The following is a 10138-nucleotide window of genomic DNA, read 5'->3' as shown; positions in this document are numbered from 1 at the left end:
GCCGCGCCGCTGCCGCTGACCGTGCGCTTCCGCCGCGGCGGCGAGCGCCTGCGCCCGCACGACGACACGCACACGCGCGAACTGCGCGACCTGCTGCAGCTGGCCGGCGTGCCGCCGTGGCAGCGCGGCTTTCTGCCGCTGGTCTATGCGGGCGACGAGCTGCTGGCCGTGGCCGATCTCTGGCACACGGCGCGGGCCGAAGCCCTGTTCGGCGGACCGCTGCGCTACGAACCCGATGCGGCCGCGCCGTGAACTGTCGTGACGGGCGCGGTTTCGGGCTTATCCGCATGCCCCGTCGGCGATTTCTCAATTGACCGGCCCGGATCAAACCGCTAGCTTTCGCGCCATGTCCAACGCCGCCACCCAAACGCCCGACCAGATCGTCGACTTCGAGAAGTCGCTGGACGAGCTCGAACAGCTCGTCGCCCGCATGGAGCACGGCGATCTGAGCCTCGACGATTCGCTGGCCTCGTTTGAACGCGGCGTCGCGCTCTACCGCAACTGCCAGAGCGCGCTGGAACAGGCGGAGCTCCGCGTCCGCCTGCTGCTGGACCCGACCGACCCGGATTCCGCAGCGCCGTTCCAGCCCGAAATGCCTTGATGGCCGCCCAGGCCGTGACGGCCCTTTCCGCCGGGCTGCTGGCCTATTCCGATCGCGCCGAAATCCAGCTCGCGCGCTTCCTGCCCCCCGAAGACCAGGCTCCGGCCGAACTGCACCGCGCGATGCGCTATGCCGTGCTCGGCGGCGGCAAGCGTCTGCGTCCGCTGCTGGTCTACGCGACAGGCCGTGCGCTCGGCGCGCCGCTCGACGCGCTCGACGCGGCGGCGGCTGCGGTCGAGATCATCCACGCCTATTCCCTGGTGCACGACGACCTGCCGGCCATGGATGACGACGCGCTGCGGCGCGGCCGGCCGACCTGCCACATCGCATTCGGCGAGGCCATGGCCATACTCGCCGGCGACGCGCTGCAGGCGCTCGCGTTCGAGCTGCTGGCCGCCGACACGGCGCTGTGCGTCGACGCGGCCGTGCGCGTGGAGATGCTGCGCGTGCTCGGCGCGGCCTGTGGTTCGCACGGCATGGCCGGCGGCCAGGCCCTCGATCTGGCCGCGGTCGGCCAGCGCCTCGACGCACACGCGCTCGAGCGCATGCACAGCCACAAGACCGGCGCGCTGATCCGCGCCTCGGTGCGCCTCGGTGCGCTGGCCGCCGGCTGCGGCGATGCGGCGGCGCTGGACGCTCTCGAGCGCTACGGTCATTGCATCGGCCTGGCCTTCCAGATCCGCGACGACATCCTCGACATCGAGGGCGAGAGCCACGTGATCGGCAAGACTGCGGGCAAGGACGCGGCCAACGACAAGCCGACCTATCCGGCGACACACGGCCTGGCCGAATCGCGCCGGCTGCTGGCCGCGCTGACCGGCGAGGCGACCGCCGCGCTCGACCGCGTCGATGCAGCCACCGGCGAGCTCGCGCAGATCGCGCACTTCGTCGCCGAACGGCTTTCCTGAAACGCGCCGGCCTCGCTGCGTGCCGCGGCAGCGCCGCGGCACGCTGCGCGCTTACTTGACCAAGCGCAGGGTCAGCGGATAGCGGTAGCTGACGCCTTCGCTGCTCTTGATCGCCGCAATGACGGTCAGCACCAGCCAGGCCACGGTGACCGCGAGGCCGACCGGCAGCGTCAGCAGGATGCCGATGCCGAACGTGATGACGGTCAGCAGGAACAATGCGACGCCGACGATCGCGATCGTGATGTTGAAGTTCAGCGCTTCCTTGCCCTGGTCGTCGACGAACGGCATGGTTTCCTTCTTGATCAGCCAGATCACGAGCGGGCCGATGAAGACGCCGACGCCGCCGGTCAGCAGCGCGCCGAGCAGCGCCGACAGGTGCGCGAACATGGCCCATTGGCGCTCTTCCGAACCCGGTCCGACGGACGTCATCGGTTCCGGCGGCGGCGGCGGCAGATCGGACGGCGGCAGACTGCCGGGGTCGTTGATCGGGGTGTTCATGGTGCTCTCCTCTCCTCTGCGATGCTGCAGTGTGGATTCACGATCGCCGCCGGCGGCCGCGGAATCAACCGCCGCAGGTCAGGGATTGCATTCGCCGCCCCTGCCTCTATTTGGGCTGTCGTGCCTTCTGTCGCGCGCCGGCCGACAACGGTGCCGCGCAATGCACGCAGGCGGTCGCCCGCGCCGGGCTGCGCCTGCCGCAGGCGCGGCAGCGGCGCTCCGGCAGCGGCAGCAGGAACGATACCAGCCAGCCCAGCGGGCCGAGCGCCGCGGCCAGGCCGACGTCGCGCCAGAACGTGCCGCGGCGCCAGCCGATCAGCCCGCCGACCGCGACGAACAGCAAGGTCAGCCAGAACAGCAGCCACCAGTCGATCAGGCCCATGAGGCGCAGGAACAGCTGCAGCGACGCGTCGGGTGCGTCCGGGTCTATACCCTGCATCAGCCGTTCGAGCCACGCCTCCATCACCCCTCCTGCGCGCGTCAGCGCCGCCGCCTCAGGCGCCGGCGCGCTTGAGCGCATCCTCGACGCGCGTCAGCGCGCGTGCCTGGCCAGCCAGATAAACCGTGTGGTCGATGGCCGGCGACACCTGCGTGCCGGTCATGGCGACGCGCAGCGGCTGCGCGACCTTGCCCATGCCCTCGCCGATCGCGGCGGCGGCGGCCTCGATCGCCGCGTGCACGTTTTCCACTTTCCACTCGGTCAGCGCGGCGAGCGAGGCGTGCACGGCCTTGAGCGCCGGAATCGCCGTCGGCGTCGTCAGGTGCTTGGCCACGGCGGCCTCGTCCCAGCCGGTGATCGGGCCGTACCAGACCGCGGCTTTCTCGGCGAGCTCCTTCAGGGTGCGGCAGCGTTCGCGCAGCGCGACGATCAGATCGGCCGGCGCGGGCCCCGTCGACGGATCGTAGCCGCAGGCGTCCAGATGCCACTGCAGGTGCGGCACGAGGCTGTCCGGATCGTCGCTCTTGAGGTACTGATGGTTCAGCCACGACAGCTTCTCGAGATCGAAGCGCGCGGCCGAGTGATTGACGTCGGCGACGTCGAACAGCGCGATCATCTGCTCGCGCGAGAACACTTCCTGGTCGCCGTGGGACCAGCCCAGCCGCACGAGGTAGTTCAGCAGCGCGTGCGGCAGGAAGCCGTCGTCGCGGTACTGCATGACGCTGACCGCGCCGTGGCGCTTCGACAGCTTCTGCCCGTCCGGACCGAGGATCATCGGCAGATGGGCGAAGGTCGGCGCCGTCGCGTTCAGCGCGTTGTAGATGTTGATCTGGCGCGGCGTGTTGTTGACGTGGTCGTCACCGCGGATCACGTCACTGATCTTCATGTCGATGTCGTCGACGACGACGGCGAAGTTGTAGGTCGGAAAGCCGTCGGAGCGGAAGATCACGAGGTCGTCGAGCTCCTCGTTGCTCCATTCGATGCGCCCCTTGACCTTGTCATGGAACACGACCGAACCCGAGGTCGGGTTCTTGAAGCGGATCACGCGGTTCGGGTCGTCGCGCAGCGGCTCGTTGCGCTCGCGGTAGTGGCCGTTGTAGCGCGGCTTGACGTTCGCCGCCTTCTGCTGCTCGCGCTCGGCTTCCAGCTCTTCCTTGGTCTCGTAGGCGTAGTAGGCCTTGCCGGCGCGGACCAGTTCCTCGGCGACCTGGCGATAGCGCTCCATGCGCAGAGTCTGGTAGTACGGGCCTTCGTCGTGGCCGAGCTGCAGCCACTGCATGCCGTCGAGAATGGCCTGCACCGCCGCTTCGGTCGAGCGCTCGCGGTCGGTGTCCTCGATGCGCAGGATGAATTCGCCACCGCGATGCTTCGCCTCCAGCCAGCAGTACAGCGCGGTGCGCGCGCCGCCGATGTGGAGATAGCCGGTAGGACTCGGAGCGAAGCGGGTACGAACGGTCATTGCGGGCGCGTCGTCGAAAAAAGGACGCGTATGGTAGCAAACCGCAGGCGGCGGCCCGCGGCGCGGGGTCGAAGCGTGATCGCGGCTGACGGATTCGGCGCGGCGCAGGACGCTCAGCCGCCGCCGCGCTCGCCTGCGCGCACCGGCGTGATCGGACGCGAACGCGCGCGCTGGTAGACGAAGACCGAGGCCGGCGGAATGTTCCACCAGGCGAAGCCGCCGCGGCGCACGGTCAGCCCGAGTTCGTCCAACGTCTCGCGCGGCACCGGGCTGACCGGGCCGTAGGTGAACTGGATCATGCGGCCCTCGGGCGCCAGCACCTCGAATGCCGCACGCAGGATGTCGCGCTGCAGGCTGCGCGGCATCGACAGCAGACCGAGCCCGCTGACGACGGCGTCGACACGGCCTTCGCGGTCGAAGCCGTTGCTACCGACGATGGCCGGCAATTCGCGCGCATCGCCGCAGACGACGTGAGAGTCGGGAAACCGGTTGTGCAGGAACTTGTGCAGCTCGTCGTTGAGCTCCACGACGAGCAGGCGCTCCGGCGCGATGCCGTGGTCGAGCATGGCCTGGGTGAACACGCCGGTGCCACCGCCGAGTTCCACGACGCGCCGCGCCGTATCCGGCAGCTCGCGCACCATCAGGCGGGCCAGCTGCTTGCCCGACGGCGAAAGCGCGGCGACCGACAGCGGATTCTTCAGCCACTGGCGGAAAAAGGTCAGCGTGGGAGAAGGCCCGTTGCCGCTGCGAGCTGCCTTGGCGCGATGTTGCATTGGTATGACCGTCGGGAACGGCGCCCTTTGTACCATGAGCCCGCGCGGGCGCGCGACGGCTTGACGCCGGGGCGGGATCAGGCATTCGGACGGCCAAAAGAAAGCCCCGTCACCTCAGGGGAAAGATGACGGGGCTGGTGGCCGGCAGCGCCCGGGCGACGCCGGGCGGAACTGCCGGACGGGAACGCGAGGCTCAGTCGTCGTAACGGTCGTAGTAGCGGTCGCGATCGTAGTAGCGGTCGTCGCGGTCGTAGTAGCGATCGTTGGCGCGGTAGTAGTAGCGGTCGCCGCGGTCGTAGTCGTAGTAGCGCTCGACGCGGCGCACGACGACCGGACGATGGTGATGCACGACGGTGCGGTAGGCCGGATACGGCGCGTAATAGCTCGTATGGCGGTAGGGACCGCGATAACCGCCGTAGTAGCCGTAGCCGTAATAGGGACGATAGTTCGAGTAGTAGCCGCCCCAGTGGCCGCCACCCCAGTTGGAGTAGCTGACGCCGTAGCCCGGACCGCCGAAGCTGATGCTGACATGATCGCGGGCCGAGGCTGCCGCGCCGAAGGCCAGAGCGGCCAGCGCGACAAGGACGAGGACGATGCGGCGAAACGATTTTGCGGTATGGGCATTCATGATGGTGGTCCTGCGCGATTGCGGCTCGCATGCTGGGGTCGAGCGGCTGAATCCGCGCTTATCGGATCGGCCGCCGGTTTGTCAACGCTCGTGAAGGCGGCGGGCGAACGACAAGGACATTGGAAGCAGGCGATTTTTCGTGACGCAGCGCGCGATCGGGCCGGTATCTCGCGCCGGATTCCACTGGCGGCTCGACAGCGACCATCGCTGCGGCGCCGATTGCCGCAGTCGCATCCTTAACGTTTTTTTGACGATTCGGGCCCTACCCGTCGCCAGCGCGCTCAGCCGTGCCGCAATTCCCAGACGCGATGGATGCGTGCGTTGCGCTCGAAGTCGAACGGAATCGTGCTCGCGCTGATCTCGCGGATGTCGAGGCCGCTCAGCGCCTCGGTGTCGAGGCGGAAGCGGCGGAAGTTGTTCGAGAACAGGATCAGCCCGCCCGGCGCCAGGCGCGCCGCGCAATGCCGCAGCAGGCGCACATGGTCGCGCTGCACGTCGAAATCCTCGGCACGCTTGGAGTTGGAGAAGGTCGGCGGATCGACGTAGATCAGATCGTAGTCGCCGCGGTCCTGCTCGACGAACGCGATCGCGTCGGACTGCACGAGCTGATGCCGCGCGCCCGCGAAACCGTTCAGTGCGAGATTGCGCGACGCCCATTCGAGGTACGTCGTCGACAGGTCGACGCTCGTCGTGCTCGCGGCGCCGCCGGCCGCCGCATACACGCTGACCGCGCCGGTGTAGCAGAACAGGTTCAGGAAACGCGCGCCGCGGGCCAGCTCGCGCACGCGCTGGCGCAGCGGCCGGTGGTCGAGGAACAGGCCGGTATCGAGGTAGTCCCACAGATTGACGAGGAACTGCAGGCCGCCTTCCTGCACGGTCAGGTATTCGCCGCGCTGCGCGAGCCGGCCGTATTTCTCGCCGCCCTTGCCGCGATAGCGCTGCTTCAGCGCGATGCGCTCGCGCGGGATCGCGAAGGTCTCGCCGGCCACGCGCACGATCTCGCGCCAGCGCTGCTGCGCCGTGTCGGCGTCGATCGACGCCGGCGCCTGGTATTCCTGGATGTGCAGGTGATCGCCGTACACGTCGATCGCCGCGGCGTACTCGGGCAGGTCCGCGTCGTAGATGCGATAGCAGCTGACGCCTTCGCGCTCCAGGCGCTTGCGCAGGTGGCGCCGGTTCTTGTCCAGGCGGTTCTTCAGCATCTGCGCGCCGGCCGACAGCGGCCGGGCTTCGCGCGGCGCCGCCGGCGCCGTCGCCGCGGCGAGATCGAAGTTCAGCAGCTGGCATTCGAGCGCGCCGTTGTAGACGGCGTAGCGCTTGCTCGCGCGCAGACCGATCGCGCGGCCGAGCTCGGCTTCCGAAGTGATCACGCTGGCCTGCCAGCCGGAGAACTCCTGGCGCAGGGTATCGCCGAGCAGGCGATACAGCGGCGCGAGTTCGTCGACGTCGCCGAGGCGCTGGCCGTACGGCGGATTCGTGATGACCAGCCCGGTCTCGCAGGCTTGCGGCCGCTTGAGCTGGGCCAGCGACTGGCGGTGCAGATGCACGAAGCCGGCGACGCCGGCCTGCTGCGCGTTGTGTCGCGCATCCTCGAGCGCGCGCGGATCCTCGTCGAAGCCGAAGAACTTGGGCGCGAGCGCGGAGAGCCCGCGCTGCGCGCGGTCGTCGACCTCCTCGCGCAGGCGCTGCCACAGCGCCGCATCGTGGCCGAGCCAGCCGTCGACGCCGTAGTAGTCGCGCTTCCAGCCCGGCGCGACGTCGGCGGCCATCCAGGCCGCCTCGATCAGCAGAGTGCCCGAGCCGCAGAGCGGATCGACGAGCGCGCCGCCGGCCGCATGCACGGTCGGCCACTGAGCGCGCAGCAGCAATGCCGCGGCGAGGTTTTCCTTGAGCGAGGCCTTGCCGTGGCCGCGGCGCCAGCCGCGCTGGTGCAGCGGCGCCCCGGACAGATCCAGCGACAGGGTGCCGCGTTCCCGGCGCAGCAGCAGGTTCAGGCGCACGTCGGGACGCTCGGTGTCCACATCGGGCCGCGTGCCGGTGCGGCGGCGGAACTGGTCGACCAGCGCGTCCTTGACGCGCTGCACGGCGTAGTGGCTGTGGCTGACGCCGCGCGTCGCGCCGGCCGCGTCGATCGCGAAGCGGCCGTCGGCGGCCAGATGCGTGGAGAAATCCACGCCGGCGACGCCGTCGTACAGCGCTTCGCCGTCGGTCGCGTCGAACTCGGCGAGCGGCAGCAGGATGCGGCTGGCCAGGCGCGACCAGAGACAGGCGCGATAGGCGAGCTCGAGGCTGCCGCTGAAATGCACGCCGGCCAGCGCCTCGCGCGCCTCGCCGGCGCCCAGCGCCGCGAGTTCGTCGCGCAACAGGTATTCCAGCCCCTTCGGGCAGGTCGCAAACAGTTTGAGCACGCGCTTACTCGGCGATGTCGGCGAGAGCGGCCAGATCGGGCTCGGCTTCGATCGCGGACAGGAACAGACGGAAATGCTCGGCGATCAGCTCGACGTGATCGGCCAGGCGGTGCGTGTCGGGGACCATCAGCAGCGACGCGCGGCGCTGCCGCGCGAACGCGACGACTTCGGCCGCCGGACAGATCTCGTCGTTCCAGCCGTGCACGATGCTGGTCAGCACGTGAGCGGCCTCGAACGTGCGCGCATAGCCTGGGATCTCCAGCGGCAGCGCGATCAGGAACAGGCCGGACACGGCCATCTCGGTCGAGGCCAGGCCGGAGACGAACGCGCCCATGCTGGAGCCGACGAGGATGGTGCGTTCGCCCGGACGCAGCTTGTGACGCAGGCGCGCGATGCGCGGATCGATGCAGGCGACCATGCCGCGCGCGTCGAGATCGCGGTAGTCGGCGCGGCTCGCGCGCCAGCCGGCGGCCACGGCGACGGCGGCCAGGGCCTTGACCTTGGTGCCTTCCGGACCACTGTCGGAACCATGCGAGAGGATGACGTGGCCTTTCATCGGTTGTCCTCGTCGGTTGCGCCCTGCGGCCGGGCGCGCATGCTAGCACGCGCGGCGTTGGCAGCCGCCGCGACGCGTGCCAGACTGGGCCATGCCCACACTCGCCGTCGTCGACCAGCCCCTGCCCTACGTAGCGCGCCTGGAGCGGCGGCGCAGCGCCGACATCGACCTGGTTGTGATCCACTGCACCGAGCTGCCGGACCTGGCCACGGCGCGCGAGTACGGCGAGCGCGTGCTGTACGAATCCGGCACGGGCAACAGCGGCCATTACTACATCGACGCCGACGGCACGATCTATCGCTACGTCGCCGACGACCGTGTCGCCCACCACACGCGCGGCTACAACGAACGCGCGATCGGCGTCGAGCTCAGCAACCGCGGCCGCTGGCCGGACTGGCTGGATTCGCGCCGTCAGGCCATGCAGGAACCGTATACCGAAGCGCAGATCGCGCGCCTGCTCGATCTGCTGCGCGAGCTGCGCACGCAGCATGCGAGCCTGCGCTGGATCGCCGGCCACGAAGACCTCGACACGACCGAAGTGCCGGCCAGCGACGACGCGAGCCTGCGCGTGCGGCGCAAACGCGATCCGGGCCCGCTGTTTCCGTGGCCGCGGCTCGCGCCGCTGGGCCTGCAACGCCTGCCCGCAGGAACGCCATGAACACGGCGGCCGCACGTCACGGGTTGCGTTTCCTCGTGCTGCTGGCCGCGCTGCTGTTGGCCGCCTGCGGTGCGCGCACGCCCGCGCGGCCGTCGCTCGCGGCGCCGCGCATCGCCGCCGATCCGAACGAGATCCTGTTCCGCGCGATCAGTCTCGTCGGCACGCCGTACCGCTACGGCGGCAACACGCCCGAAAGCGGCTTCGACTGCAGCGGCCTGATCGGCTATGTGTTCTACGACGTGGCCGGCGCGCGCCTGCCGCGCAGCGCGGCCGAGATCGACCGCCTCGATGCGCCGCCGGTCTCGCGCCAGAAGCTCGCACCGGGCGATCTCGTGTTCTTCCGCGACGGCGGCGACGTCAGCCACATCGGCATCTACGTCGGCGAAGGCCGCTTCGTGCATGCGCCGAGCCGCGGCGGCACGGTGCGGCTCGACGCGCTCGACGGCGACTACTGGCGCCAGCACTACTACGGCGCGAAGCGGCTGCTCCACTGACGCCGTGCGGGCAGCCGCCGGGGCGGGGCGCTGCGGGCGCCCCGCCCCGCACTCCTCAATGCGCGTGACCGCCGTTGCCGTGGGCGTGGCCGTGCTGCAGCTCGACCGGCTCCGGATCGCGCACGCCGGTCAGCTCGACGTCGAACGTGAGCTTCTGGCCGGCCAGCGGGTGATTCAGGTCCACGTCGATCGCGGTCATGCCGACCTTGAGCACGGTGACGATGCGCTGGCCGCCTTCCTTGAGGCTCAGCACGGTCACGTCGCCGGCCTTGAGCTTGGCAGCGCCCTGGAAATACTTCTTCGGCACACGCTGCTTGGCTTCCGGATTGCGCGAGCCGTAGGCGTCGGCCGGCTCGACCTGGACCTCGAACTTGTCGCCAACCGCGCGGCCTTCGATCGCGCGCTCCAGGCCCGGAATGATGTTGCCGTGGCCCAGCAGCACGGCCAGCGGCTCGCCGCGGTCGCGCGAATTGTCGACGATCTCGCCGTCCTCGCCGGTCACGGTGTAATGGAAACTGACGACCTTGTTCTTCTCGGCGTTCATGGCGCTACCTGCGGCTCAAAAGCCGCGCATGGTAACGGCCGCGACGCGGCGCGTCATCTTGCGCTGCGGGGCGGGCCGCCCGGAGCCCCGTCGCCGGCGCCCAGGCGCGGCACCGCGTCCAGGCGCGCGATGCGTCGGCGCATGCGCTGGCGCAACGCGTCGCGGCGGCGCG

At 69.8% G+C, this 10138-nt stretch carries 13 protein-coding genes; 5 read left to right on the top strand and 8 right to left on the bottom strand.

The window, feature by feature from the left end; genetic code table 11:
* The 3 genes from tilS to NON22_RS14550 form a co-directional block, all read left to right on the top strand.
* Positions 1 to 252: tRNA lysidine(34) synthetase TilS (gene tilS / locus NON22_RS14560; RefSeq protein ID WP_257387672.1), on the top strand; the 252-nt coding region annotated here is incomplete at its 5' end.
* A gap of 94 nt (positions 253 to 346) precedes the next feature.
* Positions 347 to 601 carry an exodeoxyribonuclease VII small subunit gene (locus tag NON22_RS14555; protein ID WP_257387671.1) on the top strand — a complete coding sequence of 85 codons (255 nt, stop codon included), beginning with the start codon at positions 347 to 349 and terminating at the stop codon, positions 599 to 601.
* The gene (locus NON22_RS14550) at positions 601 to 1509 is read left to right on the top strand and encodes a polyprenyl synthetase family protein (RefSeq protein ID WP_257387670.1); all 909 of its coding nucleotides are present in this window, start codon (positions 601 to 603) and stop codon (positions 1507 to 1509) included. Before NON22_RS14555 ends, NON22_RS14550 begins: the two co-directional genes overlap by 1 nt.
* Positions 1510 to 1560: 51 nt before the next feature.
* Here NON22_RS14550 and NON22_RS14545 read toward each other — a convergent pair whose 3' ends face one another.
* The 7 genes from NON22_RS14545 to NON22_RS14515 form a co-directional block, all read right to left on the bottom strand.
* Positions 1561 to 2007: a DUF4870 domain-containing protein gene (locus NON22_RS14545; RefSeq protein WP_306673822.1), complete on the bottom strand. Its 447-nt coding sequence runs from the start codon at positions 2005 to 2007 to the stop codon at positions 1561 to 1563.
* A 106-nt stretch (positions 2008 to 2113) separates the two neighbouring features.
* Positions 2114 to 2470 (bottom strand): hypothetical protein, encoded by a 357-nt coding sequence (locus NON22_RS14540; protein ID WP_257387669.1) that lies wholly within the window; start codon positions 2468 to 2470, stop codon positions 2114 to 2116.
* Between the two features lie 31 nt (positions 2471 to 2501).
* Positions 2502 to 3905, bottom strand: coding sequence for a glutamate--tRNA ligase (gene gltX / locus NON22_RS14535; RefSeq protein ID WP_257387667.1), 1404 nt, complete (start codon positions 3903 to 3905; stop codon positions 2502 to 2504).
* Positions 3906 to 4018: 113 nt separating this feature from the next.
* Positions 4019 to 4678: a class I SAM-dependent methyltransferase gene (locus NON22_RS14530; RefSeq protein WP_257387666.1), complete on the bottom strand. Its 660-nt coding sequence runs from the start codon at positions 4676 to 4678 to the stop codon at positions 4019 to 4021.
* A gap of 193 nt (positions 4679 to 4871) precedes the next feature.
* Positions 4872 to 5306, bottom strand: a complete 435-nt coding sequence (locus tag NON22_RS14525) for a hypothetical protein (RefSeq protein ID WP_257387665.1) — start codon at positions 5304 to 5306, stop codon at positions 4872 to 4874.
* Between the two features lie 281 nt (positions 5307 to 5587).
* A complete protein-coding gene (rlmKL, locus tag NON22_RS14520; protein ID WP_257387664.1) occupies positions 5588 to 7714 on the bottom strand; it encodes a bifunctional 23S rRNA (guanine(2069)-N(7))-methyltransferase RlmK/23S rRNA (guanine(2445)-N(2))-methyltransferase RlmL in 2127 nt (708 codons plus the stop codon).
* 4 nt (positions 7715 to 7718) lie between these two features.
* Entirely contained in the window at positions 7719 to 8270 is a 552-nt protein-coding gene (locus NON22_RS14515; RefSeq protein WP_257387663.1) for an alpha/beta hydrolase, read from the bottom strand.
* A 76-nt stretch (positions 8271 to 8346) separates the two neighbouring features.
* Between NON22_RS14515 and NON22_RS14510 the strand changes: the two genes are divergently transcribed.
* A complete protein-coding gene (locus NON22_RS14510; RefSeq protein ID WP_425507983.1) occupies positions 8347 to 8928 on the top strand; it encodes an N-acetylmuramoyl-L-alanine amidase in 582 nt (193 codons plus the stop codon).
* The gene (locus tag NON22_RS14505) at positions 8925 to 9422 is read left to right on the top strand and encodes a C40 family peptidase (RefSeq protein WP_257387661.1); all 498 of its coding nucleotides are present in this window, start codon (positions 8925 to 8927) and stop codon (positions 9420 to 9422) included. Before NON22_RS14510 ends, NON22_RS14505 begins: the two co-directional genes overlap by 4 nt.
* A gap of 55 nt (positions 9423 to 9477) precedes the next feature.
* Here NON22_RS14505 and NON22_RS14500 read toward each other — a convergent pair whose 3' ends face one another.
* A complete protein-coding gene (locus tag NON22_RS14500) occupies positions 9478 to 9966 on the bottom strand; it encodes an FKBP-type peptidyl-prolyl cis-trans isomerase (RefSeq protein WP_257387660.1) in 489 nt (162 codons plus the stop codon).
* Between the last annotated feature and the right edge of the window lie 172 nt (positions 9967 to 10138).

Source organism: Tahibacter caeni (genome assembly GCF_024609805.1).
Taxonomy (GTDB): Bacteria; Pseudomonadota; Gammaproteobacteria; order Xanthomonadales; family Rhodanobacteraceae; genus Tahibacter; species Tahibacter caeni.
Note: the sequence above shows the minus strand (reverse complement) of the source record. Positions and strands in the feature narration are given on the sequence as shown.

What these genes read in the sequence shown, in the direction of transcription:
- NON22_RS14515 (WP_257387663.1), bottom strand. Translation starts at nt 8,270, where the DNA reads ATGAAAGGCCACGTCATCCTCTCGCATGGTTCCGACAGTGGTCCGGAA.
- NON22_RS14530 (WP_257387666.1), bottom strand. Translation starts at nt 4,678, where the DNA reads ATGCAACATCGCGCCAAGGCAGCTCGCAGCGGCAACGGGCCTTCTCCC.
- NON22_RS14500 (WP_257387660.1), bottom strand. Translation starts at nt 9,966, where the DNA reads ATGAACGCCGAGAAGAACAAGGTCGTCAGTTTCCATTACACCGTGACC.
- NON22_RS14555 (WP_257387671.1), top strand. Translation starts at nt 347, where the DNA reads ATGTCCAACGCCGCCACCCAAACGCCCGACCAGATCGTCGACTTCGAG.
- NON22_RS14545 (WP_306673822.1), bottom strand. Translation starts at nt 2,007, where the DNA reads ATGAACACCCCGATCAACGACCCCGGCAGTCTGCCGCCGTCCGATCTG.
- NON22_RS14540 (WP_257387669.1), bottom strand. Translation starts at nt 2,470, where the DNA reads ATGGAGGCGTGGCTCGAACGGCTGATGCAGGGTATAGACCCGGACGCA.
- gltX (WP_257387667.1), bottom strand. Translation starts at nt 3,905, where the DNA reads ATGACCGTTCGTACCCGCTTCGCTCCGAGTCCTACCGGCTATCTCCAC.
- NON22_RS14505 (WP_257387661.1), top strand. Translation starts at nt 8,925, where the DNA reads ATGAACACGGCGGCCGCACGTCACGGGTTGCGTTTCCTCGTGCTGCTG.
- NON22_RS14550 (WP_257387670.1), top strand. Translation starts at nt 601, where the DNA reads ATGGCCGCCCAGGCCGTGACGGCCCTTTCCGCCGGGCTGCTGGCCTAT.
- NON22_RS14525 (WP_257387665.1), bottom strand. Translation starts at nt 5,306, where the DNA reads ATGAATGCCCATACCGCAAAATCGTTTCGCCGCATCGTCCTCGTCCTT.